21 protein-coding genes are annotated in these 25,021 nt (G+C 56.3%); 9 read left to right on the forward strand and 12 right to left on the reverse strand.

The window, feature by feature from the left end; all coding sequences use genetic code 11:
- Positions 1 to 198: 198 nt before the first annotated feature.
- The 7 genes from B4O97_RS10295 to B4O97_RS19505 all read right to left on the reverse strand — a co-directional run bounded on the left by B4O97_RS10295 (position 199) and on the right by B4O97_RS19505 (position 9,687).
- Positions 199 to 1,311, reverse strand: a complete 1,113-nt coding sequence (locus B4O97_RS10295; RefSeq protein WP_198947055.1) for an SDR family NAD(P)-dependent oxidoreductase — start codon at positions 1,309 to 1,311, stop codon at positions 199 to 201.
- Between the two features lies 1 nt (position 1,312).
- A complete protein-coding gene (locus B4O97_RS10300; protein WP_083050593.1) occupies positions 1,313 to 2,668 on the reverse strand; it encodes a PHP domain-containing protein in 1,356 nt (451 codons plus the stop codon).
- 1 nt (position 2,669) lies between these two features.
- Positions 2,670 to 5,126, reverse strand: a complete 2,457-nt coding sequence (locus tag B4O97_RS10305; RefSeq protein ID WP_083050595.1) for an alpha-ketoacid dehydrogenase subunit alpha/beta — start codon at positions 5,124 to 5,126, stop codon at positions 2,670 to 2,672.
- Between the two features lie 43 nt (positions 5,127 to 5,169).
- Positions 5,170 to 6,510, reverse strand: a complete 1,341-nt coding sequence (gene lpdA / locus B4O97_RS10310; protein ID WP_083050596.1) for a dihydrolipoyl dehydrogenase — start codon at positions 6,508 to 6,510, stop codon at positions 5,170 to 5,172.
- Between the two features lie 13 nt (positions 6,511 to 6,523).
- Complete coding sequence (locus B4O97_RS10315; protein ID WP_083050598.1) at positions 6,524 to 7,864, reverse strand: dihydrolipoamide acetyltransferase family protein; 1,341 nt, start codon at positions 7,862 to 7,864, stop codon at positions 6,524 to 6,526.
- Positions 7,865 to 7,920: 56 nt separating this feature from the next.
- Positions 7,921 to 8,676: a DeoR/GlpR family DNA-binding transcription regulator gene (locus B4O97_RS10320; protein ID WP_083050600.1), complete on the reverse strand. Its 756-nt coding sequence runs from the start codon at positions 8,674 to 8,676 to the stop codon at positions 7,921 to 7,923.
- Positions 8,677 to 8,940: 264 nt separating this feature from the next.
- Positions 8,941 to 9,687: an HAD family hydrolase gene (locus B4O97_RS19505; protein WP_158084253.1), complete on the reverse strand. Its 747-nt coding sequence runs from the start codon at positions 9,685 to 9,687 to the stop codon at positions 8,941 to 8,943.
- Between the two features lie 84 nt (positions 9,688 to 9,771).
- On the opposite strand from B4O97_RS19505, the gene B4O97_RS19510 reads away from it, so the two are divergent.
- The 5 genes from B4O97_RS19510 to B4O97_RS10345 are packed head-to-tail and all read left to right on the forward strand — an operon-like array spanning position 9,772 to position 14,008.
- Positions 9,772 to 10,818, forward strand: coding sequence for a glucokinase (locus B4O97_RS19510; protein ID WP_158084254.1), 1,047 nt, complete (start codon positions 9,772 to 9,774; stop codon positions 10,816 to 10,818).
- Between the two features lie 14 nt (positions 10,819 to 10,832).
- Positions 10,833 to 11,660 carry an NAD(+) diphosphatase gene (gene nudC / locus B4O97_RS10330; protein WP_083050603.1) on the forward strand — a complete coding sequence of 276 codons (828 nt, stop codon included), beginning with the start codon at positions 10,833 to 10,835 and terminating at the stop codon, positions 11,658 to 11,660.
- A 34-nt stretch (positions 11,661 to 11,694) separates the two neighbouring features.
- Positions 11,695 to 13,380 carry a UTP--glucose-1-phosphate uridylyltransferase gene (locus B4O97_RS10335; RefSeq protein WP_096348877.1) on the forward strand — a complete coding sequence of 562 codons (1,686 nt, stop codon included), beginning with the start codon at positions 11,695 to 11,697 and terminating at the stop codon, positions 13,378 to 13,380.
- Positions 13,380 to 13,781 carry a phosphoribosyl-AMP cyclohydrolase gene (hisI, locus tag B4O97_RS10340; RefSeq protein WP_233143013.1) on the forward strand — a complete coding sequence of 134 codons (402 nt, stop codon included), beginning with the start codon at positions 13,380 to 13,382 and terminating at the stop codon, positions 13,779 to 13,781. Before B4O97_RS10335 ends, hisI begins: the two co-directional genes overlap by 1 nt.
- A 56-nt stretch (positions 13,782 to 13,837) precedes the next feature.
- Entirely contained in the window at positions 13,838 to 14,008 is a 171-nt protein-coding gene (locus B4O97_RS10345) for a DUF362 domain-containing protein (RefSeq protein ID WP_083050604.1), read from the forward strand.
- Between the two features lie 89 nt (positions 14,009 to 14,097).
- On the opposite strand, the gene B4O97_RS10350 is transcribed toward B4O97_RS10345, so the two are convergent.
- Positions 14,098 to 14,793: an aspartate/glutamate racemase family protein gene (locus tag B4O97_RS10350; RefSeq protein WP_083050606.1), complete on the reverse strand. Its 696-nt coding sequence runs from the start codon at positions 14,791 to 14,793 to the stop codon at positions 14,098 to 14,100.
- 140 nt (positions 14,794 to 14,933) lie between these two features.
- Here B4O97_RS10350 and B4O97_RS10355 point away from each other — a divergent pair, with 140 nt between their 5' ends.
- Entirely contained in the window at positions 14,934 to 16,076 is a 1,143-nt protein-coding gene (locus B4O97_RS10355) for an aldo/keto reductase (protein WP_198947056.1), read from the forward strand.
- A gap of 88 nt (positions 16,077 to 16,164) precedes the next feature.
- Here the strand turns inward: B4O97_RS10355 and B4O97_RS10360 are convergent, their stop codons facing one another.
- The 4 genes from B4O97_RS10360 to B4O97_RS10375 all read right to left on the reverse strand — a co-directional run bounded on the left by B4O97_RS10360 (position 16,165) and on the right by B4O97_RS10375 (position 20,535).
- Positions 16,165 to 17,409: a tagaturonate epimerase family protein gene (locus B4O97_RS10360; protein ID WP_083050607.1), complete on the reverse strand. Its 1,245-nt coding sequence runs from the start codon at positions 17,407 to 17,409 to the stop codon at positions 16,165 to 16,167.
- Between the two features lie 27 nt (positions 17,410 to 17,436).
- On the reverse strand, positions 17,437 to 18,858 hold the full coding sequence (gene uxaC / locus B4O97_RS10365; protein WP_083050609.1) for a glucuronate isomerase: 1,422 nt from the start codon (positions 18,856 to 18,858) through the stop codon (positions 17,437 to 17,439).
- Between the two features lie 23 nt (positions 18,859 to 18,881).
- Positions 18,882 to 19,697, reverse strand: a complete 816-nt coding sequence (locus B4O97_RS10370; protein WP_083050610.1) for an SDR family oxidoreductase — start codon at positions 19,695 to 19,697, stop codon at positions 18,882 to 18,884.
- A gap of 61 nt (positions 19,698 to 19,758) precedes the next feature.
- Positions 19,759 to 20,535, reverse strand: a complete 777-nt coding sequence (locus B4O97_RS10375; protein WP_083050612.1) for a DeoR/GlpR family DNA-binding transcription regulator — start codon at positions 20,533 to 20,535, stop codon at positions 19,759 to 19,761.
- Between the two features lie 179 nt (positions 20,536 to 20,714).
- On the opposite strand from B4O97_RS10375, the gene B4O97_RS10380 reads away from it, so the two are divergent.
- From B4O97_RS10380 to gnd, 3 genes are read left to right on the forward strand one after another with little or no spacing between them, the layout of a single operon-like run.
- Positions 20,715 to 21,599, forward strand: a complete 885-nt coding sequence (locus B4O97_RS10380) for an HAD family hydrolase (RefSeq protein WP_083050613.1) — start codon at positions 20,715 to 20,717, stop codon at positions 21,597 to 21,599.
- Between the two features lie 21 nt (positions 21,600 to 21,620).
- Positions 21,621 to 22,901 carry a nickel-dependent lactate racemase family protein gene (locus B4O97_RS10385; RefSeq protein WP_083050615.1) on the forward strand — a complete coding sequence of 427 codons (1,281 nt, stop codon included), beginning with the start codon at positions 21,621 to 21,623 and terminating at the stop codon, positions 22,899 to 22,901.
- Between the two features lie 36 nt (positions 22,902 to 22,937).
- Positions 22,938 to 24,398, forward strand: a complete 1,461-nt coding sequence (gene gnd, locus B4O97_RS10390; RefSeq protein ID WP_083050616.1) for a decarboxylating NADP(+)-dependent phosphogluconate dehydrogenase — start codon at positions 22,938 to 22,940, stop codon at positions 24,396 to 24,398.
- Positions 24,399 to 25,021 lie beyond the last annotated feature (623 nt).

The raw sequence follows: 25,021 nt of genomic DNA on the forward strand, positions 1-25,021 counted from the left end.
ATCGGCATCCTGCCTCCGACTCCCTTTTGCCTCTCGCAAAAGCCCGGGGAACCCGTCCTTCCGCTCTTTTACGGTCGCCATCGGCATTCTGCCTCCGACTCCGCTCTGCCTCGTTCAGGACCAGCAAAGCCGCTCCTTTTCTCTTTTTTCGGTCGCCGTCGGCAGACTGCCTCCGGCTCCGCTCTGCCTGTTATCCTTCTATTTCAGCATTACCTGTCCGCCGGTGACGGGCAGGGCCTGGCCGGTTTCGTATTTCTGTTCCACCAGGTAAAATACGGCCTTCAGGACATCGTCGCCTTCGCATCCCCGTCCCATGGGGATTTTGGCCTCGTAAAATTTACGTACATCTTCCAGGGTCTTTGCCCCCGGGACTTTCCCGGTATTCAGGTACTGCACAAACAATCCTCTATCCGGATCGGACCAGAGGGGTCCGTCGAAAAAGTTGCCCGGACAGATGGAGTTGACCTTGATTTTATCCGCCACCAGTTCCAGGGCAAAACTCTGGGTAAGTCCTATGCCGCCGAATTTTCCTCCCGCATAGGCTCCGTTGCGGTTAGATCCTTCCAGGCCGGACTTGGAATTGATCTGGATGATATCCGAGAAGTACCTTCCTTCGGAGGCCTCATTCTGCAGCGCCATAACAGGGGCGGCGTGTTTGACGCAGAGGAAGTATCCGATGTAGTTCACATCCGTCACGAAGCGGAAATCCCTGAGGCTGAACTCCCGCACCCCGCCGGCCTTTAGAACCCCCGCATTGCTCAGGAACAGGTCGATGCCTCCGAGAGTTTTAACTACCTCAGAGATCATCTGTTCCACGGACTCCTCCTCCGCCACGTTGACGGAAACGGCAAAGGCACGGGTTTGTCCGGCTGTCCGGTTCAATTCCGCCGCAAGCTCCCTGGCCCCCGACAGGTTCATATCCGCAATCACCACCAGCGCCCCGGCTGCAAAGAGCCCCCGCACGAGGGTTTCCCCGAAGCCCTGGGCACCGCCGGTTACGACAGCGATTTTGCCCGCCACGACATTTTCCCGCCTCGCTTGTGCGGATTCCTGTTTTACTGGAGCCGTTCCCAGATTGTCGGGGTCTTTTCCCATGAAAAAGAAACCAGTTCCGGGTATTTTTATTACAGGATGAACCTTCCCCTCATCATCAAAGAGTGCTGTCTTCAGTGTCTCCAGTGCATTGTCTGTACGGGGAATATCAACCACAGGACAGTCTCCGTCAAAGTCTTCACGGAACTGAACCGTCAGTCCCTTCTCCCCGTCGAAGGTCAGGCCCCTGATGGCCGGGCTTACATTCATAAAATCCATTTTACTTGTCTCCTGCAGGATATGTTTCGAGCATATCGATAATCGACTCCGGATTGCGGGGGTCCATCCCTCTTCCGTACCCGGCATAGCGCTCAATTCTTGCTGTGAGAGGGTCCGCCGCCCAGGGATTTCTTTCATTGAAGAGGGAATAACACCTGTCGGCGGAAGCCAGCCGTTCATGGGCCACCAGTGCCCAGGTGGCCTCGATAAGATGCTCGAAAGCCGGGTCCATTACCTCCGGACAGTTGAAACTCTGCCGGGATGAGTTGATATCCACCCCGCTTATCTCCATAAGGCCCGCCCGACGGCACAGGCTGCTGAGACGTTCGAGCTGGACCCTGGTATTCCGGGGCGGCATGTAGGTTACGGCGCAAAAACCGAGACGCCTGAGTTCGGGAATCAGATCATCAAGATAATCGTCTTCGAACTTCTCCTCCTTCTTGTCTCCCGTGGGAGACTCACCCACATCCCCCAGATAAGCATAGGCCGGTATGGCTCCGATGGAGCGGGCGAACTCGACAACCTGCTCTACCGGAAGGCACTCCTTTTCGTCGGGCTGTATAAAAAAACGGGGAAGAAATACGCTTTTCAGGATACCTAAAAGATCATAGAGATAGTGGGGATTATTCGAATCATTCAGACGTGAGTAGATCTGCCCGGGCAGGGAGATACCGAGCTGCTTGTCCAGAAAGCTGCAGACCCCCTCGCCCTTTCCTGAAATCCCGCTTATTCGTCCGGCCAGGGCATACAGGATATGCCTCTCCGTCACGCTTCCGCCTTCCGCGGCCCTGCTTATGGCCAGCACATCGGTATCGAAATCCAGGGGAGGTATACCAGAATCCCGGAGAAGGGAGTTCAGGGCCTCTGTCTGAGCCCTGTTCCGCTGATTACGCCGCCGGTTAATGGGTGCAAGAAAGGCCTGTGCTTCAGGCAGACCGGGAGAGGGAACCCCGTGAACGGCTATGTAGGCGATATTTGGTGAGTCAGGATTGTTGATCTTCCGCCCTTCGACGGCGGTTCCGCTCATGCTGACCCTGAGCTCAAAGCCCGCGGTCGTCGCTATCCCCAGGGCTCTGCCTGCTTTGGACATCTCCGCTGCACCGGCAACGGAGTCATGGTCCATTATTCCCACGGCTGACAGACCTGCCTGCCAGGCCCTGAAGGCGGCGAGACTGGGTGAATAAGGAGAGAAGGAGTAAAAGGTATGCACATGGTTGTTCACCTCACCCCGGGGCGCCTTATCCGCCTGTATTTTACCCGCCCGGATGAGTTGTCCCATCTCCCCCGCCGCTTTCAGACGACGGGAAAGATCGGGATCACCCAGAGCATGGCACAGTTCGTCAAAACCGTTGTTCATACTATACGCCCAGCCTGTTCCTCCGGAGGATCTCGCCGGCGGTTGCGACGGTACGGGGTTGGTGTCCCGCCAGAGGCAGGATTCTCTCATGGATGGCGTCGATGAGCCACTCTTTCTGGGGGAAGAAGAGTTCTTCCATCTCCGCGGCGGGACTTATCCAGTTGCGGCTCCCCACGATCGCCGGCGGAGCATCCAGGTAGTCGAAGGAGAGGGCCGTCAGGTTGCTCGCAACGGTATGCAGGAAGCTTCCCCGCTCGCAGGCATCGCTGGCAAGGAGCAGCTTACCCGTCTTTTTGACAGACTCCACCAGGGGTTCGTAGTTCAGGGGATTGATGAAGCGCAGGTCCCAGACCTCCACAGAGAGTCCGTACTTCTCTTCCAGCTCCGCCGCCGCTTCCATGGCCGGGTAGAGGGTGGCGCCGATGGTGCAGATGGTCAGGTCCGTTCCGCTTTTCCGCAGGGCCGGCTCTCCTTCCGTGACCTCGTAGTAGCCCTCGGGAACTCCTTCGGCGACAAACTCTTCGCCGATGCCGTAGAGCTTCTGGCTTTCGAAAAAGATCACCGGATCGCTGCCCCTCAGGGCCAGGTTCAGCATGCCCTTGGCATCATAGGGAGTGGCGGGGAACATGGCCTTGAGGCCGGGAATATGGGCCACCAGACTGGTCCAGTCCTGGGAGTGCTGGGCTCCATATTTGGCTCCAACGGAAACCCGCACCGTAAGAGGCATCTTCAGGATTCCGGCACTCATGGACTGCCATTTGGCAGCCTGGTTGAATATTTCGTCCCCGGCGCGTCCCATAAAGTCGCAGTACATCAGTTCCACAACGGCTCGTCCGCCGGCAAGGGCGTATCCTACACCGGAACCGACAATGGCGCCTTCGGAAATGGGGGAGTTGAACAGACGATGGTACGGGAGGGCCTCGGTAAGTCCGCGGTATACGGCAAAGGCTCCGCCCCAGTCCCGGTTCTCCTCGCCCCAGGCCGCCATGGTGGGGTCGATACTGAAACGGTGCAGCATCGCCTCAAAAAGGGCGTCCCGGTAGGCAAAGATCTTTGCCGCGGACAAACGCTTGCCGTTCTCGTCGAAACCGTAGCGGCTCTTTCTGGCAAAAGACTGGATACGGGGGTTTTCGTCATAGGAGAGCAGCATTTCCGGTTCACGGTCGTCGAACTTCTCGATCTTTTCATCGGAGAACATTACCGATTCGATGAACTGTCCGCCCACCCGGGGACTCTTTTCCATATCCACCGCGAGCTCCACGATCTGCCTTATCTTCTGTTGGGTCTCCCCGGAAATCGCGTCCAGGTAGCCCTGGTCCGCAGCCCCGTTTTCTATGAGATAGGATCCGTAGCCGGCGATACAGTCGTTGGCTTCCCAGAGTTCCACCTCTTCTTTAGTGCGATAGCTGGAGGCATCCGAGGGGCTGTGGCCGGAAATCCGGTAGGTAATGGTATCCAGCAGTACCGGACCCTTGCCTTCCGTAAGGATCTTCTTTTTCCGTTCAATGGCATCAGCTACGGCCAGGGGATTGTAGCCGTCCACCCGCTCTGAGTGCATGTTTTCGGGATTAACCCCGGCACCTACCCGGGCCAGGATCTCGTAGCCCATGGTTTCACCGGAGGTCTGGCCGCCCATACCGTAGAAGTTGTTGAAGAAATTAATGAGTACGGGAGGGGCTCCGCCGATCTCTTTATCCCAGAGGGTCCGGTACTGGTCCATGGCGGCCATCATCATGCCCTCCCACACGGGACCGCAGCCCATGGAAGCATCGCCGATGTTGGCGATTACGATGCCGGATTTGCGGTTGATCCTCTTGAAGAGGGCCGCCCCCACACTGATGTCCCCGGAGCCGCCTACAATGGCGTTGTTGGGCATGGAACCGAAGGGGGTAAAAAAGGTGTGCATGGAACCGCCGAGGCCCTTGTTGAAGCCCGTCTCCTTGGCAAATATCTCCGCCAGGGTACCGTAGAGAACGAATTTTTCAGCCAGTTCACGGACCGATCCGGTATGGCCGGCTTCAACCACCTTCAGGGTGGCGCCGCCCATAAAGCTCTCCATGATGTTCATGAGCTCCTTTTCCGGCAGCTTATGAACAGCGGAAAAGCACTTGGCGAGAATCTCGCCGTGGCTGCGGTGGGAACCGAAGAGCTGATCCGCAACATCGAGATTGTAGCACTGTCCCACCGCCGCGGACTCCTGTCCGATGGAAAGGTGGGCCGGACCCTTATGGTTGTATTCGATACCCTGGTAGCTGCCCATCTTCTTGATCTGGTCCAGCATGGTCTCGAACTCGCGAATGTAGGCCATGTCGCGGTAGATTGTCTTGAGGCCGTCCACCCCGTATTTTTTCTTCTCTTTTTCAAAATTCCCTTCGTAGGCGTTTACGGGAATATCCTTGATCTTGATCTTGCCGGGTTTCCGCACCCTGGCAGGATCGACCAGTATTGATTTTGGCATCTGTGCGTCTCCTTACCTGTATTTGTTCTTTCTCTCTATCTCTCTATTCTATTTCCCAGACCGCATCCCGGAGGACTTCCGCCACCGCCGGGTGGGGGAAAATGATCTCCCTGATTTCATCGGTCCTGAGTTCCGCCTCGATCATAGCGGCAGCGGCGGGAATAATCTCCGAAGCCGTTGCGCCCATAATATGGACACCTAACAGGGTGTTCTTCTTGGCATGCACCAGGACCTTGCACATTCCGGGTTCCCGTTTACCGTGTTCCGCCAGGAAGCGGCCGTTGGCCCGCATCTGCACGGTGGCGGTCTTTACGGGGATTCCCTTATCAGCGGCTTCCTTTTCGGTAAGCCCGCATCCGGCGGCTTCAGGCAGCGTATAAACCGCCCAGGGAATGGCGTGATAGCGCATGCGGTCTTCTTTGCCCAGAATGGTATTCACGGCCACCTCGCCCATACGACTTGCCGAGTGGGCCAGCAGGGAAGTTCCGGTAACATCGCCGACGGCGAAGACCCCGGGCAGGTTGGTCCGCATCTTTTCATCCACCCTGATTCCCGTCCGGCTTATATCCAGGCCGGCCTCGGTAAAGCCTTCAAGATTGGGTCTGCGCCCGACGCTCATGAGCACCAGGTCCGCCTCGACGGATTCGGTTTTTCCGGCCTTTTCGTAGTCCACGCCTTTGGGGGTGATCTTTGTCACCTTCGCGGAGGTGGCAAAGTTAATGCCCTTGAGGGCTTTACGCATGGCCCGGGCAAAGTCCCCGTCCATCAGGGGGAGAATCTCATCCATCATCTCGATCACCGTCACCTCGACACCGACGGCGGAAAAGTAGGAGGCGAACTCGACACCGATTACTCCACCGCCGATGACCGCCAGCTTCCTGGGAAGCGCCTCGATGGAGAGAATTCCCCGGTTGGTGACCACGTTCTTGCCGTCGGCACCGGGAATAGGCGGAACCGCCGCGGAGGATCCGGAAGCGATGATGATATTCTTTGCACTGTAGAGAACGTCATTCACCCTGACACTGCGGTCCGGGTTCAGCACCGCGGTACCCTTTACCACCTCGACCTTGTTTTTCTTCATCAGAAAGGCTATTCCCGCCCGCAGGGTTTCGATGGTCTCCTGTTTCCAGGCCATGGCCGTCTTAAGGTCATATTTGGCACCGGAAACAGTGACTCCGAAGCGTTCGGATTCCCTGGCGTGGACGTAGTGCTTGGCTCCCGCCAGGAGACTCTTGGTGGGGATACAGCCCCAGTTGGTGCATTCTCCCCCCATCTCCTCTTTTTCTATCAGCAGGACCTTTTTCCCTGCCCCGCCGGCCCGTTCGGCGGCAATGTAGCCTCCGGGACCGGCACCAATAACGATCAGATCAAACTCGCTGCTCATTGTCTAACTCCTTCTAGTCCGCCAGGGCAAGCCGGAAATTCGCCAGTTCTTTGGCAACAGCCTGCAGAAAGCGTGCCCCCGGCGCTCCGTCCACAGCCCGGTGATCGATGGTCAGGGAGAGCCCCATGTGGGGCACGAATTCCACCCCTTCCTTGCCCTGTACGGGTTTGAGTTCGATTCCGTTGACTCCCAGGATTCCCACCTGGGGGGCATTCAGTACCGGCGTAAAGGACTCGACTCCCAGAGCGCCAAGATTGGTTATGGTAAAGGTTCCGCCGGCAAGTTCATCGGGATTGATGTTTCCGTCGATGCAGGCCTTTCCAAGCCGTTTTGCTTCCGCAGAGATGGCCTTGAGGGAGAGCCGGTCGGCGTTGCGGATCACCGGAACCATCAGGCCCCGCTCGGTGTCCACGGCAAATCCCAGGTTGACGCTGCCGTACTCGACAATCTTATCGGGGTGCATTTCCGCATTCATATAGGGATAGCGAAGCAGGACCCGGCTTACGACAAAAAGGACCATGTCGTTCAGCGTGATGCCGGCCATTCCCATCTCTTCGGGGGCGGCCTTGCACTGGGCCCGGTAGGCCTGAAGTTCCCTGGCATCCGCGGAGGAGTTCATGGTCAGCTGAGCGGTATTCTGCAGGGAGGCGTGCATCCGCTCCGCTATGAGCTTGCGCACTCCCTTGACCGGAATCTCCCGGGTCTCCTCTGCCGCTACAGTCCGGGGTGCCGCGGAAGCTGCCAGATCGGCGGAGAGTATCCGGCCTCCGATACCGCTGCCCCTTGCCGGCGCGACCATTCCCGCAACCATTGCTGCCCGTGCGGCTGGGCTCACGGATACCGAGGGCTCCGCGGCCAGAACGTCCCGTTCAATTACCCGACCGCCGGGGCCGGAGCCAGTGAGTCCGTCGAGATTCACTCCCTTTTCCGCGGCGGTCTTCCTCGCCCGGGGGGAAACCCCTGCCCGGCCTTCCGCCGAAACGGTCCCGGCCGCGGGGGCGGATGATGCGGGAGTCTCGTCTTTCTTCTCCTGCTTCTCCGTCTTCGCTGCAGCAGGAGCTTCCTTCTTTTCCGCGGAGGCTCCTCCGCCGGGAGCCATGGCGGAGACGTCCTCGCCGGCCTCTCCAACCGCCGCTATGACGGTGAGGACTGGCACATCGTCCCCTTCCTCAAAGAAGCGCTTCAGCAGCACCCCGTCGGCGGGGGACTCGATCTCGAAGGTCGCTTTATCGGTCTCTACTTCACATACGATTTCACCGGTTTTTACCTGATCGCCCTCGTTTTTGCGCCATTCGAGAATTACGCAGGATTCCACGCTGTTTCCCTGGCGGGGCATTAAAATTTCCGTTGCCATTAGCCTCTCCTTCAAATAAACATATATAATATCCTCAACCGTGAGGATGAATCGGTCTAAACCCGCTCTATATCGAGCCCGGCGGAAATAAGCTGTTCAACAACCTCGTCGCTCATTCGGTCGTCGGTAATTATCTTTGTATATCTTTCCAGGGGCAGCATACGCACGAAGCCGGCACGACCGTATTTTGAGGAATCCGCGACCAGGAAACGCTCATCCGCCTGCCGGGCGATCTGCTTGTTGACCTCCGCCCCCTCCACAAGATGGGTACTGGACCCGTTTTCCAGACTGAAACCGTCGGTTCCCAGGAAGGCCTTGCGGACATGAAACTCCTCCAGTTCCCTCAGGGCGATGGGTCCCACCAGGGACTCGGTGGCGGGGCGGAACTCTCCGCCGACCACGGTCAGGTGCAGCTGGGGATTCATCCTGGCATAGGGAACCAGGAGCATTGAATTCGTGACAACATGAAGGTCCCGCTTGCCCAGCAGATATTTGACAATGAGAGCAGTGGTGGTTCCCGCCTCGATCATGATGGTATCCCCATCCTGAACATACCGTGCCGCCGCTTTTGCGATGCGGGCCTTCTCATCGGGACAGGTGCGGTTGCGTTCAAGAATGCTGGAATGAAAAGCCGGCATGGCGCCGCCGTGAGTCCGTACGAGAAAACCCTTCTCTTCCAATGAGGAGAGATCGCTCCTGACGGTGACCCTGGAGACAGCCAGGGCATCGCTGATGGCGGAGACGGAGATAGAGGCATCATCCGCCAGAAGAGTAAGAATCTGTCGTTCCCGCTCGCTTAAACCCGAATCCATCTTCGTTTCATTTCCTTTTTACTGCATTATTACTTATTTATTGTTTTCGTATTGCTTTTGATTATATTACCAAATGCTTTCTAATGCAAGAGGGGATTACACAAAAGTACTGTTCAGAAACGTGGGGATAAGGATAATCCGGATGCGGCGAATATCGGGAAAAGATAAAAAAACCCCGGGTGCATTACCCGGGGATGTATATGCTGTTGCTGTTACTGATTTTATGGGCTTTGTATCCCCACGTTTCTGAACACTACCCGGGAATCACATTACCCCATCCACCAGCCGTACCATCTCCTGCTGATCGATCACCGGAAAATCCTTCTGCCTGAGCCACTCGGGTTTTACGTATCCCCAGGATGCAAGAAAACCCTTTACCCGGGGGTCGTTTATCCGGTAGAGATGGTCCACCTGGTCCTCGAAGAGAAGCCCCCCGTCGGCTCCGGTCTCCGCCAGGACCTCCCTGATTATATCGATCTTGCGCCGTTTCCCGGAGCAGATGATCCGCTCCAGGGGCCAGTCGATGTCCTTGTGTACCAGGATTTCCCGGATAAAGGGCGCCTCCTTGGTGGAAAGGACGTAACAGTTTTCCGATTTCGCCCACTGTTTCGCGGCTTCAGCCAGTCCATCAAAGACATGGTTGAGGGAGATCCAGAACTCCTTGTCCTCCGCGAGGAGCTCCCGCCGGGCCCGGTAGAAGAGCTCGTGAAACTCATCGGCGGTGTCTCCCAGTTCGGCCTCCAAGCGATCGAAATCCTCCTGCTTCGCAAGCTCAATCCCCTCGCTGACGCAGTGCTGCAGGATCACATAGTCCCCTCCCCGGCGGATAAAGGGCCGGTAGACATCATAGAGTCTGCGGTCGGCGACGCTTACGAAGTCAGGATTATCCTTTGTATGGAATTTATGATACGCAATCCAGGAGCTTACGAAACACTCGGTAAGGGAGTCACAGAAAACACCGTCAAAATCGATAAAAGCCAGGGTACGGCCTTCAGCTTGCAAATTCTTCATGGCCGTATTATAAGAAGAGAAGCCCGGGCTTACCAGCACCCGCACGCAGCAATTTTAATCACAGAATCAAGGAGCTCGTATAAAATGAGCGTGGAACTGCACTCCAGGGACGAAATCATTCTTGCAGGCGATATCGGCGGAACCAACTCCAACCTGGCGGCTGTCCTCAGACGCGGGGACAGCTTCAGCATCGTCAGAAAGCTGACCCGGGAATCAAAGAAGGTAATCGACTTTGTAGAGCTGGTACGAGAGGTTGTCGCCGAATTCGAGCTCCCGGCTAAACCCCGGTACTGCTGCATAAGCGCAGCGGGTATCGTGGAGAACAACCGCTGCCAACCTACTAACCTCTCCTGGGTAATCGACGGAGACAGACTTCAGCAGGAACTGGGAATACCAACGGTAATTATCAACGATTTTATGGCTCTGAGTTACTCCCTGCCCCTTCTTGATCTGAAGAATCCCGAGGAGGTACTCCCTCTTCCCCATCCCGACGGTTCCTTCCCCGAGCCCAGGGGCGGCAGTTACGCAATAATCGGCGCGGGAACAGGCCTTGGCGTCGGCGTCCTCAGCAGAATCGGGAGTCGCTACGTCGCCTTCCCTTCGGAAGGGGGGCATACCGATTTCCCCGCCTTCGACAGGGAAACCCAGAAACTGGGGAATTTCCTCAAGACCCGCTACGACAGCTGGCCCGGAACCGAGTGCGTCCTCTCCGGCCAGGGCATTGCCAATATCTACGCTTATGTGCGGGACAGCATGGCCGGTCCCGGAGACGATATTATCCAGGAGATCGATTCCCTGCCGGAATCCCAGCGGCCCGCCCTGATATCCCGGCACGGACGGACCAACCCGGTCTGCAGCCGTGTAATGGAGCTCTTTACCCGTATCTACGGAAAATTCGCCGGGAATGCCGCCCTGAACTTCCTGCCCGAAGCGGGGCTCTTTCTTGCCGGCGGCATAGCCCAGAAAAACATCGAGTACCTGCTTCATGAGCAGCGTTTCATGCGTTATTTCGAGAGCAACTATAACCTCAAGATGCGGGCCCTGCAGCAGCGGGTTCCGGTTTTCCTAATTAAGGAATACAGTGTCTCCCTCCTGGGTGCCGCCCATGCCGCGACGCTGCTTGTAGACTGATCAAGGAGTTTTCCATGTTTATTCCCGACTGGAACTGGACCGACGCCGAGGATATTCCGGCGGAGGGCTGGACAATGATTGTCAGCAAGCGAAACTTCTGTTACAACGCCAAGGACGATTCCGCAGCCTCCCTGGCCGGAGGGACGCCCCTGGTGCCCCTGGACGATCTGCCTTCAAGCTACCTCGCTGCAGGAATGATACGCCTGGGAATCTACCGCGAACGGCCCCTGTTCATCATGGATCGGGAGACTCCTCCGGACAGCCTGCTCTCAATACCCTTTCGACCGGTTCTGGGGCATCTGAATCCTGATCTTCTGCGGGCCGCCATGCTGGGATACCATCTTGTACAATGGATTGCGAACTCACGCTTCTGCGGACGCTGCGGAAAGGAAAACACCTTTCATCACCGGGAAAAGGCCCGGGTTTGTCCGGACTGCGGCCTGGTAACCTTTCCACGGATCTCCCCGGCGGTGATAACCGCGGTCCAAAAGGAGGACAGGATCCTTCTTGCCCATAACAAGAATTTTGCAGCCCCGGTCTACAGCCTGATAGCCGGCTTTGTAGAGCCCGGAGAAAGTCTGGAAGAGGCGGTGGCACGGGAGATATCCGAAGAAGTGGGAATCCAGGTTACGAATATCTCCTACGTCTCGTCTCAGCCCTGGCCCTTTCCCGACTCCCTGATGCTGGGCTTCACCGCGGAATGGAGCTCCGGGGAACTCAGCCCGGACGGAATCGAGATAACAGATGCCGGCTGGTTCAACCGCGACGATCACCCTCAGCTTCCCCTGAAAGGGAGTATTGCCCTGGCCATTATCGAGAAAATCTTCGCCGGCCTCTGCTGATCCGGGATGGCGGTTCTTCGTCCCCTGGTTTACAATGAGAACAGAAACAACAAGCCGGGGGGGCTTTGCCGACGCTGAACAAGGCAGAGCGACGCCCCGGGACATAAGTCCGATGATAACCGAGAAAGAGGAGGAGAAGGAAATGGACAAACCCGCCGTTACAGCTCTCTTGAAGAATGCCGGAATTGATGCGGAACTGACCTTTGAGATCCTGGATCGCTATAATGCCGGGGAATTTGACAATCAACCCGCCGTGGAAATGGATGAAATTCCCGGGATCGATGGTACCAGCGTCATAGACATGCAGGATGCCCGCTGGGAGATGGACAAAAACGCAGCTGTATCCAGACTGAAGGCCCTGGGTGTTACCAAACCCCTGAAACTCCTTGCTCAAACAGAGGGAAACAGAGCGGTATTTACCCGCAGGGGATTGACGGCCCTGGGCTATCTGCTCTACCCCAAAACGGCCTATGGGGTACTGAACGGCGGCTCTGCTACAAGTTATGTGGATGAAAAGAAAAACAGCTCATTCAATGAGAAGCTTATGGAGCTCTACCGCGAACCCTTTGAGGAGATCGCCGGTATGGCCAGGGGCCGGGCAAAGGGGATTACCCCGGCATGCATTCACCCCGATGGAAGCCCCGGACCGAGTTATATGGAACTCAAGATGCGGGGACTCCTGATCAGGGAACTGATCTACCGGGAGATCTCCGGAGACAACAGCTCCCAGGGGCCCATCATGTTCCAGATGACCAGCGTCAATAACGATGAGGAGGTGGCCGCAGCCTACCGGGAGTACCGGAACAGCCCCTTTCTCAAGGATCTCATCGAAAAGCTCGGCACCGACATGACCCGCTGTCGCTCCGGCGCCCAGCCCATGATAGGAGCCTATACCCACTCCGATCTGGGACGGCCCAGACAGGTATTCCTCGGCAGGGACGGTAAAAGCCCCCTCCCCCTGCCCGGGGGCCACGGCCAGAACTTCGCTGTTCTTCAGGACATCTACCGGGAACTGCACGCGGAAGGACGGCTTTTCGCCTACCTGGGTAACGTGGATAACCTTGCGAATCTGCCGTATCCCGCGGGGGTAGGACTCATGGCACTGAGCGGCAGAGAAGCGGGCTTCGAATTCTCTTTCAAGACCCCGGTGGATATCAAGGGAGGCATCCTGATCCGGGATACCCGGGGACGCCTGAACTGCGGCGACATAGGGCCGGCGATCAGCAAGGAGCAGGTGGCCCGTGCAGAGAATGCCGGGAAACCGATCCTCTTTAACTGCGCCACCGGCCTCTTCAACCTGGACTACCTGACAAGGGAACTTTCCGGGATTATCCGCAACCTGCCGACCCGTTTCTCGGACCAGGACAAGGATGCCGGCCGCTACTCCCAGGCCGAGCAGGTGACCTGGGAGGTTATCGGAATGCTGGAGGATTTCTTCATCTTCGGAGTGGACAAATACGAGCGCTTTATCGCCGCCAAGCTGCTTCTGGAGAGCTTTCTTGCCAACGGTCTCCACCTTGAACACCCGCAGTTCCCCGGCGATCCGGATCCTGCAAAGGATCTGCAGACGGTGGGCAGAAAACTGAACCGTGGACTCGAGAAACTATTTCTTGAGGAGTACGGGCTCCGTCAGGAGGGAAAGCAGTGGATTCCCAAGAGTTTTGAGGAGCTTCAGGAAGAAGCCCGCCTCCTGGGAAGGAATCTGGGGGTAATGGAATAATGGCGGACAGGGAAATGACCACGCACATCGATCTGGATTTCAGCAAGGGAAACGGGCTGGTAAGCGCCATAGCCCAGGATGCGAACTCAAAGGAAGTTCTGATGTGCGCCTTTATGAACAGGGAAGCCTTCGAAACCACCCTGGCAACCGGCTACGCCCATTATTACAGCCGAAGTCGGGACAGTCTCTGGAAAAAGGGGGAAAGCTCCGGTCACCTGCAGAAAATCCGGGAAATTCGCGTGGATTGCGATCAGGACTGCGTACTCATGCTGGTGGAACAGACGGGAGTTGCCTGTCATACCGGCAGGCGCAGCTGTTTTTACCGGCGAGCAGTAAATACTGAGGAACTTGATTTCCTTGACCAGGATAAAACCCCGGGAGATACATCCGAAAAGGCTTGAAAAATACGATCTTTCCGGTTATAGTATTGGTCATACCAAATCTCTGGAGGTGACTCATGGCTCACAAGATTACTGACGAGTGCACCAACTGCGGCGCTTGCGAATCCGAGTGTCCGGTTGAGGCCATAAGCGAAAAAAACGATGCCCGCTGGATCGATCCCGATCTCTGCACTGACTGCGGCGCCTGTGTCGAAGTCTGTCCGGTAGACGCTATTGTAGCGGGATAAGGTAATTGCCCTTTCGTGAATGAGGGGGAATCGGTATCAAAACCCGGCGGAAAGCCGGGTTTTTTCATGCCCTCGTCCCGGATCAGGCCCTAGGGGGTCACAGCCAGTGTAAAAGCCATCCCGGCATGGAGTTCCATGGTATCCAGCACGGGTACCGGCAGATCGGAATCCTGCACTACCAGGGGCAGTTCAGTGCATCCCAGAATAACCCCTTCGGCACCCCGATCGATCAGTTTCCCTGCCTCCGTAATAAGAAAATCCCGGGAGGAATCCTCGAAAATTCCGGCACAGAGCTCATCAAAGATAATGGTGTCTATCCTCGTCCTCCCTTCCTTTTCCGGGATCAGGACCTCGAGCCCGTAGTTCTTCTCCAGCTTTTCCGTATAGAAGCCCATCTCCATGGTGAACTGCGTCCCCATCAGGGCTACACGCTTCAGCTTCCCGGCGACACAGGCTTCTCCTGCAGCATCGGCTATATGGACAAGGGGGACGCTGATGCTTGCGGCAATATCATCCGCCAGCAGGTGCATGGTATTGGTGGCTATCAGCACCAGCTCTGCCCCTGCCCGCTCCAGGGCCCGGGCTTTATCTGTCAGAAGCTCCCGTATGGGCTCCCATTCGTTCCGGTGCATCCACTGCGCCAGGGGAGCGAAGTCCACGGAGGCAATAATGCACTCCGCCGAGTGCAGCCCTCCGAACTCCCGGGCAGCCATCTGGTTGAGTATCCGGTAATATTCCTTTGTGGACTCCCAGCTCATTCCGCCAATCAGACCAATTTGCTTCATTCCTTCCTCACTTTCAGTCTTTTACTCAGTCTATATCAAAAAACGGGATTACGGAAAAGCACCGAAAGCCGCATTTGCAGGACCCGGGCATATCTGTTATTCTGAATATACCATAAGATAATTCTTTACATGAGGTTAGTATGAACAAAAAGATGCTCTACCGTTCCTTTCCAGGTAGAAACGAGATGTTGTCGATTCTCGGCTTCGGCTGCATGCGACTCCCCCAGACCAGCGACGATCCCCGGGACATAGATACCCCTCTGGCAACACAGATGCTCCGATCTGCCATTGACCGGGGAGTCAACTATGTCGATACCGCCTGGCCCTATCACGGGGGAGAGAGTGAGAATTTTCTGGCCGGAGCCCTGGCCGACGGATACCGGGAGAAAGTCTACCTTGCCACAAAACTTCCCAGCTGGGAGGTCAGCAGTCATGAGGATATGGACCGGCTCCTGAACAAACAGCTTGAGAAACTCAACACCGGACATATCGACTATTACCTGATCCACGCCCTGAATACCCAGCGCTGGGAAAACCTGACCAGCCTGGGCCTCTTCGATTTTATTGAGAGGGCACTTGCAGACGGCAGAATACAGCACATCGGCTTCTCCTTTCATGATGAACTGCCCCTGTTCAAGACGATCATCGACGCCTACCCCTGGGAGTTCTGCCAGATCCAGTACAACCTGCTGGATACGGATTTCCAGGCCGGTACCGAGGGACTTTCCTACGCCCATGAGAAGGGTGTGGGTATCATTGTAATGGAACCCCTGCGGGGCGGTTACTTTACCCGGAACATTCCCCCCCAGGTCTCCGCTCTCTGGAAGAGGAACGGATTTAGCCGGGATGCGGCAGACTGGGCCCTGCGCTGGGTCTGGAACGATCCGAGGGTAACGATCATTCTCAGCGGTATGAGCCTGCCGGAACAGGTCGAGCAGAACCTGATGAGTGCAGCAGCAGGGGAGCCTGATTCCCTTGGACCTGATGAGCTGGAGACGGTTATACAGGTGCGGGACTTTTACACAAGCCGCATCAAGGTGCCCTGTACATCCTGCCAGTACTGCATGCCTTGTCCCAACGGAGTCGATATTCCCAGGTCTTTCAAGTTCTACAACGACGCCCACATGTTCAATAATCCGGAGGAGCAGCGCCTTCAGTACGGCAAGTTTCTCGCCGGGATGGGTGCCGACCAGTGCATAGCCTGCGGAGAGTGCGAACCGAAATGTCCTCAGAAAATCCCCATCATTGAAGAGCTGGAAAAGGTGGACGCCCTGCTGGGCTGAAGATACCTCACGCTCAATAAAAAATGGCTGTCCGTATCCGAGGTTAACCCTCAATAATGGACAGCCATTTTTATCGGTCTGAATATTTTTAGAAAAATACCCGCTTTATATGGCGTTCCAGCAGGTTTTCCCTGACCTGGTCGGCGACGACATCCTCATAGCGTTCCAGGGCGTCGGTCCAGCGGCTTCCCATCTGGGAGGCGACCTTGTATCCAACGTGCAGAAGCTGCCGCACGTGCATGTTGTAGAGCTTTTCCGACTGATCGTGGCGCAGGACCTTCGCAAAGAAGGGACCTGACCAGCCGTCCACCTCATCGGGACTGGGCAGCCTGTTCTTGTCGATGTCGATGACCGCGGCGTAGGGTGCGCAGAGCTCGTCGAACTTTTTCAGTCCCGTACGGTAGACCTCTCTGGCGATCTCGAGTCCTTCTCCGCCGGCCTCCGCCAGGCCGATAATCTCCTCCAGCCAGGTTGTTCCTGCAGTCTTCAGGTGAAGTCCCGCACCATGTTTGCGCATGGCGGCCTGCATCCCCGGATAGATGGAAAACTTGTCGCTACCGGAATGAATGGAAAGCTTCAGGTTCTCCGGAAGGCCGAATTCCCTGACGGCGAAGGCGATTACGCAGACATCCTCGTCAAACTCCTTGTTGAACTGCTCAACGTTGCCCACGTAGTCGACACCCTTGTTGAAACGGCCGGTAAACTTGGGGGCGATGGTCTGGGCGGGGATGCCTTCGTCGGCAATGGCAGCCAGGATGAAGAGCAGCTCATCGGGAGTCTGGGGAAGATCGGTCTCGTCCATGGAGACCTCGGGGACAAAGTTACCCTCTCCCTTCTTCTCGAGGACATGACGATAGATCTTTCCTGCTTCCTGTACAGCCAGCAGGTATTTTTCTGCGATACTCCGGAGCTTTGCCTCAGTTATCTCCAGCTTTTCATCAATTCCGGGAACATCGATACTGCCGATGTAGGAGGAGTACTTCTTTACGAAGGCTTCGATGGAGTCCTTGTCTGCAGCCTTGCCGGTAAAATCGGCAACGTCCAGGGTGTAGAAGTCCGATGCTTCGATAAAAAGATCCACGTTTCCAAGACCGATGTGGTCGGCATCCACGTAGTAGGAGTTCTTCCAGTTCAGGGCCTTGACCGCCTCATCGGCCTCTTTGCGGGCAGACATGGGATCGGTTCCGACGATGCTGTGCTCCCGGTAACTCTTGTTCCAGACAGGGACAATATCGATCCCCATATCCTTGGCGGCAATAATCGCCTCCAGCTGAGGTCTTCCCTGATGGAAAAAGCGGTCGCCGCAGCCGAATGAATATTTCTCCAGTTTCATGTTTAATCTCCTTACACTAATCTGTGCTTAATCAATTTCCATCCCGAAGTAGTTCCGGGCGTTGTTGTAGCTGATATCCGCGATCATGCCTCCCAGAAGGTCCATGTCCCGAGGGGCTTCACCTTCTTCTACCCAGGTTCCGACCATGTTGCACAGGATGCGCCTGAAATAGTCGTGCCGGGGATAGGAGAGAAAACTCCGGGAGTCGGTTATCATTCCGACAAAGCGGCTCAACAGGCCGATGTTCGCCAGGGCGCTCATCTGGCTCAACATGCCCTCCTTCTGATCGTTGTACCACCAGGCGGTACCCAGCTGGATCTTGCCGGGGGTACTTCCGTCCTGGAAACTTCCGCCGATGGAGGCCAGAAGCTCGTTATCCCGGGGATTCAGGGTGTAGAGGATGGTCTTCGGCAGCATCTCTTCCATATCCAGGGCATCGAGGAAATTGCGGAGGGGTACTGCGATCTGCCCGTCCGCCATACCGTCCAGTCCCGTATCGGGTCCCAGTTTCCTGAAAAGCCGTGTGTTGTTGTTCCGCAGACAATTCAGGTGAAGCTGCATTACCCAGCCCCGCTTCGCGTTCATCCGTCCGAAGTGGAGCATCAGGGCGGTACGGAATTTGTCCGCCTCTCCGGGGCTGACCTCTCCCCCGCTCTTCGCCTTTTTAAAGATAGCCTCCAGCTCCGCGTCGGAGGCGGGAGCATACACCGGCAGGGTCAGGGCATGGTCGGAGAGACGCCCCCCCATGGAATGGAAAAACTCGTGCCGTTTGTCCAGGGCTGAGAGCAGATCCCCGAAGGAGTCGATGCTCATGGAAGCGGCCGCCCCCAGCCTGGCAAGATATTCGATCCAGGCCTCGCCGGTATCAACCGCCATGGACTTGTCCGGCCGGAAGGCGGGGTACATCTTTGATTTGAAGCTTGCGTCCGCCGCCACAGAGGCGTGGTGCTCAAGGCTGTCCGCTGGATCATCCGTAGTACAGACCGCCTTGACGTTGAAATGTTCCATGATTCCCCGGGCCCGGAACTCATCGCCGGAGACAAGCTTTGCATTGATATCCTCGTAGATGCTTTTGGCAGTCTGAGGATTCAGCAGCTTGCCGCTGATTCCGAAGGGATCCTTCATTTCCATATGGGTCCAGTGGTACAGGGGGTTTCCGATGGTTTTGGGAACCGTCTCCGCCCAGGCGGCGAACTTGTCCCAGTCCGAGGCGTCCCCGGTACAGTTGCGTTCAGCCACACCGTTGGCCCGCATGGCCCGCCACTTGTAATGGTCGCCGTATAGCCAGATTTCAGTCAGGTTCCTGAACTGCTTGTTCTCCGCCACCTGCACAGGGGGCAGATGGCAGTGATAATCGAATATGGGCATATCCGCCGCGTACTGGTGGTATAAAGTACGGGCCGCATCGTTCTGCAGCATGAAATCGTCATCGAGAAACTGTTTTGCCATAGTATACTCCTTTTTTTACTGCCTCAGATATTGTGAACCAGGTAACCGCCGTCCACCGGAATGGAAACGCCCGTTACAAAGCCGGATGCTTTTTCGCTGCACAGAAAGAGCAGAGCCCCGGCAAGCTCCTGGACCTCGCCGAAACGGCCGAAGGGAGTATGGTCGATGATGGCCTGCCCTCTGGCGGTCAGATTTCCCGTGGCTTCGTCCATCAGGAGGGCCTTGTTCTGCTTGCCCACAAAGAAACCCGGTGCAATGGCGTTGACCCGGATACCGTCGGGGGCGAACTCCCGGGCACCGGCCATGGTAAGGTTCAGGACCGCCATCTTGGCGGCGCCATAGGCGTGGGTTCCGGAAAGGGGAATGTAGCTGGTCATGGAAGTCAGGTTGATTATGCTCCCCTTGATCTTCTTCTCTTTCCACTTCTTTACAAAAACCTTGGTGGGAACCATAAGACCGGCTACCAGATTGAGGTGAAGGACCTCTTCGAAGGTCTTCATGTCGACGTCCACCCAGTCGGATTTTCCCCGGTTGCCTCCCGCGGCGTTAATCAGTACATCCACGGAACCGAACTGTTTCTCCGTCTCTTCATAGGCTTCAGCTACAGCTGCCTCGTCGCCCGCATCGGCCTTGACCCGCTGCAGCTGGTCCTTCAAACCCGTAGCCCTGGCAAGCTTATCCAGGTTCTCGTCGATGGAGGGATACCGGTGACCCCAGAGTGAAACATTGGCCCCCGCCTGAAGCAGGGCTTCACCCATGGCGTAGGCGATGTTTCCGCCGCCGCCGGTAATTACGGCGGTTTTTCCTTTTAAACTGAACATCTCTTCCAAATAATTCATAATCCGTTCCTTAAAGTTAATTTTATCCCCCGGACTTCACGTCCGGGGTCGGTATCCGGGCTTAAGCGCTGTTTTCAGCCGGGTAGTCGGCAATCAGAACATCGATTTCCGCCGCCCGCATATTTTCCTCTCCGGAGAAATCCCTGTCGGTAATCAGTACATCCACCCCGTCGGCCCGGGCAAAGACCGAAAACGCGGTGTACTCGAACTTCGACGAATCCGCCAGGATTACCCGCCGTTCGGAAACCTCCAGGGCACGCTGCTTGAGCTGGGCCTCCAGGATATTCTGGGACGAAAATACCCCCGCGGCGGAAAAGCCGGTGGCCCCCATAAAACAGGTCCCGATCTGAAAGTCCCGCAGGTTCTCTATGGCTGTCGGCCCGAGAAAACTGCCGGCCTCCTTGTGATAGGCTCCCCCCACGGCGATCAGGCTTATTCCCGGTCTGTCCGCCAGGCGGTTCATCACGTCGATGGAGTTGGTGACTACCCGCAGGGCAATATCCGCCACCGCCTCGGCAAAGAGCATGCAGGTGGACCCGGAATCTATGTAGATGGTGTCCCCTTCCCTGACCAGTTCCGCCGCCCTGGCGGCTATGGCGAGTTTCTTTTCCCGGTTCTCGTTGCGCCGCATGTTCAGGGTCCGCCGAAATCTGCGGTCCTCCGCCAGCTCTGCTCCCCCGTGGGTGCGGATCAGAAAGCCCATCTCCTCCAGGGTTGTCAGATCCTTGCGGATGGTAACCTCGGAAACCTTCAGCCTCGCGGTAAGATCTCCCACGCTGACGGAGCGTAATCGGGAGAGGATGGTAAGTATTTCATCGTGCCGTCTGTTGGCTGGCATTTCGTTTCCTTTCGGTTTCTACAGTAGTACGCAATACGGTGGGTGTCAATGAGAAAATGTAAGGGTTTACAAAACTTGACACAGCCCCGTTGACATAGTACAAGTTTCATTACAGACTGATAAACGTAAGCGTACAAAACTATCGTATCCCGCCGGTCTTGTACCGTCAAGGAGGAATAATGAGCGACCCAGTACAGGAATTAAAGGATTTCAAACCCCGGAAGGAGTTCTTCGTCGGTATCGATTCCGATGGCTGCGCCTTCGACTCCATGGAGATCAAACACAAGGAGTGTTTCTGCCCCCAGTTCATCTACCACTTTGGTCTGCAGTCGGTCTCCAAATACGCCCGGGAGGTATGGGAGTTTGTAAATCTCTACTCCAAAAACAGGGGCTGTAACCGCTTCATGGCTATCCAGTACGCCACAGAGCTTCTTGCCGCTCGTAAAGAGGTAAAAGACCGCCACGCCGAGGTTCCGGTGCTCAAGGACCTGGCGGACTGGTGCAAACGGGAGACGAAACTCGGGAATCCCGCCTTCCTGGCGGAGGTGGAACGGAACCCCTCCGACGAGATGAAGATGATCAAAGCCTGGTCCCTGGGGGTCAACGAAACCATCGCCTGGTTCGTCAAAAACGTTCCTCCCTACCCTCTGGTTGAAGAGAGCCTTCAGAAAATGACCGAAAAAGCCGACGCCCTCGTCGTCAGCCAGACCCCCACCGAAGCCCTGGAAAGGGAATGGGGTGAACACGGTATAGACAAGTATGTCCGAATGATCGCCGGTCAGGAACGGGGAACCAAAACGGAACACATCAGGTTCGCCGCCGGCGGAAAGTATCCTGCGGAAAAAATCCTGATGATCGGGGATGCACCGGGGGACTACAAGGCAGCCAAGGCAAACGACGCTCTCTTCTTCCCCATCAACCCCGGACACGAAGAGGCGAGCTGGGAAAAGCTCTACAATGAGGGACTGGACCGCTTTTTTGCCGGGACCTTTGCCGGGAGCTACCAGGAGGAACTTCTGAGGGAGTTTGATCAGTACCTCCCCGAGAAGCCCGGCTGGAATTAGGGCCGAAAGGAGAGAGGAGAAATGCTCTATTACGCCGCAGGCTCAGAAGACAGGGTTATTTCCGATGATGAACTCAAAAGCATCGTCGAAAGCACCTTAAAGAAACTGGGGAACCCGAAGAAAGTCCTCGCCCTTCCCCCGGACATGAGCCGCTTTCATTCCCAGGCCGGAAAGATTACCACCTTCTTATACGACTACTACGGCAAGGCCCTTACGGACATCATGCCGGCCATCGGAACCCACGCTCCCATGAGCAGGGAGGAGACGGACAGGATGTTTCCGGGTGTTCCCCGGGAACTCTTCCGGGAACACCGCTGGCGAAAGGACCTCTTCACCCTGGGGACGGTTCCCGCTGACTTTGTACGGGAACAGACCGGAGGCAAGCTCGATTTCGACTGGCCCGCCCAGGTAAACAGCCTTCTTGCGGACGGCGGTCATGATCTTATCCTGTCGGTTGGACAGGTGGTCCCCCACGAGGTCATCGGCCTGGCGAACTACAACAAGAACATCTTTGTCGGGACCGGCGGTCAGGAGGGCATTAACAAAAGCCATTTTGTGGGCGCCGTCTACGGAATGGAGAGAATCATGGGAAGGGCGGACAATCCCGTCCGGGCCATTCTGAACTATGCCTCTGAACACTTCGGCGATAAGCTTCCCAAACTGGTCTATATCCTCACGGTTATCGGCAGGGCGGAGGACGGAAGCCTCCCCATCCGGGGCCTTTTTATCGGGGATGATCACGAGTGCTTCTATAAAGCCGCGGAACTCTCCCTGAAGGTCAACTTTACCATGCTCGACAGGCCCATAAAAAAGGCGGTGGTCTATCTGGATCCCGAGGAGTTCAAGAGCACCTGGATCGGGAACAAGAGCATCTATCGTACCCGCATGGCCATAGCCGACGGAGGAGAGCTCATCGTTCTGGCCCCGGGTGTAAAGGAGTTCGGGGAGGACTCTGAAAACGACCGGATCATCCGCAAGTACGGCTACGTTCGTACCAGCGAGGTGCTCCGACTGGTGGATGAGAACGAGGACCTTCAGCAGAACCTGGGGGTCGCAGCCCACCTGATTCACGGTTCTCCCGAGGGGCGTTTCTCCGTAACCTACTGCCCGGGACACTTGAGCCGGGAAGAAATTACCGGGGCGGGTTACAACTACGCCGATATCAATGAGATAACCCGGCGCTACAACCCGGAAAGCCTCAGCGACGGCTGGAACACCCTGCCGGACGGTGAAGAGATCTATTATGTATCCAATCCTGCGGTGGGCCTCTGGGCCGTACCGGAGAGGTTTACTGACAACTGACAGTATTATTACAGAGTAAGAGTATAAGGAGTCATTATGGCGGAAAAAAAAGCGGATATCGGCCTCATCGGCCTGGCGGTTATGGGACAGAACCTTGTCCTCAACATGAACGACAAGGGATTCAAGGTGGCGGTTTTCAATCGGACCGTAAGCAAGGTAGACGATTTCCTGAAAGGTCCGGCCAAAGGCCGGGACACCATCTACGGTGCCCACTCCGTGGAGGAGTTTGTAGCTCATCTGGAACGTCCCCGGAAGGTCATGCTGATGGTAAAGGCGGGAGATGTTGTGGACAGCTTCATCGAAATGGTCCTGCCCCACCTTGAAGAGGGAGACCTGATTATTGACGGCGGGAACTCCCATTTTCCCGACACCATTCGCCGCACCAAAGCCCTGGCGGATAAGGGGATTCTCTATATCGGCACCGGCGTATCCGGTGGTGAAGAGGGAGCACGCCTGGGACCATCAATGATGCCCGGGGGCAACAAGAAAGCCTGGCCCCTGGTCAAGAACATTTTCCAGTCCATCGCCGCCAAAACCGACGACGGAGAACCCTGCTGCGACTGGGTCGGCGAAGACGGTGCCGGTCACTACGTGAAGATGGTCCACAACGGTATTGAGTACGGAGATATGCAGCTGATCTGCGAAGCCTACATGCTTATGAAGAATGCCTTAGGGATGGATGCCGACGAGATGCACGAGGTATTCAAGGAGTGGAACACCGGAGACCTGGACTCCTACCTGGTGCAGATAACCCGGGATATCCTGGCCTTCAAGGATGAGGACGGATCGGCCCTGGTGGAAAAGATTCTGGATACCGCCGGGCAGAAAGGTACCGGCAAGTGGACGGGAGTCAGCTCCCTGGATCTGGGGGTACCGGTAACCCTGATCGGCGAAGCGGTTTTTGCCCGCTGTCTTTCCGCCATGAAGGAGGAACGGGTGGAAGCCGGCAAGGTGCTTTCCGGACCGGATACCAGATTCTCCGGCGACAGGGCCACCTTTATTGAAGACATAAAGAAGGCCCTCCTGGCGAGCAAGATCATCTCCTACACCCAGGGCTATATGCTGATGCGGGAAGCTGCCAGGGAATACGGATGGAACCTGAACTACGGCGGAATCGCCCTCATGTGGAGGGGCGGATGCATTATCCGTTCCGTCTTCCTGGGACGCATCAAGGAGGCCTTCGACAAGAAGGCGGACCTGAACAACCTGCTCATGGATGACTGGTTCAAGAACAAGATCGACGAGTGCCAGGCCTCCTGGCGTAGGGTCGTCGCCAAGGCCGTTGAACTGGGGATTCCCACCCCGGCCTTCTCCACCGCTCTGGCTTTTTACGACGGATACCGGAACGACCGGCTTCCCGCCAACCTGCTCCAGGCCCAGCGGGACTACTTCGGGGCCCACACCTACGAACGCGTGGACAAGCCCCGGGGCCAGTTTTTCCACACAAACTGGACCGGAACCGGCGGAGACGTTTCCGCCAGTACCTATAACGTGTAGCAGAATCCGTATACAGTGATAGCAGCCGCCGGGACCCCCCGGCGGTTTTTTTTGGCGCTGTACCGGTTCAAATTTTCCTTAAGAAATTCATCGAAAAATTTGACTTCCGGAATACGATGGACTACATTGATGGTGTTGGATGTTTCTTGTTATAAGGAGGCACCGATGGAACAACCGCCTGTAAGGACAGGCCGGGATCAGCCCCGGCATTCGGATCGTGTTGGTAGATTCTAATTTTATCAAACGGGAGGCGCCTATAGAAATACACTATAGAGTGGCTTACCGAAGAGGTAATTTCGAACTCCTTTTGGAGTAACAAAACGAAATACCGGTTCCTTGCAGATTACAGGAACGATATTTACAAGCCGGCTTCAGGCCGGCTTTTTTTTATATAGATCCATGCGGATTTTTTGCATTCCCCCGGGTATCTGCATATAATTGTAAATACCAATGAACGAAAGAGATCGACAGGAACGGCGGCTCCGCAGAATTGAGGGCTTCCTTTACAGGATCAGTGTATTCCGCCACAGTAAACCTGTTTCACAGACAGGGCAAAAGCACTCCTTCTTTATCGGGCCACACAGGGCCCAGGCCGTGGATTTTGCCTCGGAGGATCTTAAAAA

This window comes from Marispirochaeta aestuarii, assembly GCF_002087085.1.
Classification (GTDB): Bacteria; Spirochaetota; Spirochaetia; order JC444; family Marispirochaetaceae; genus Marispirochaeta; species Marispirochaeta aestuarii.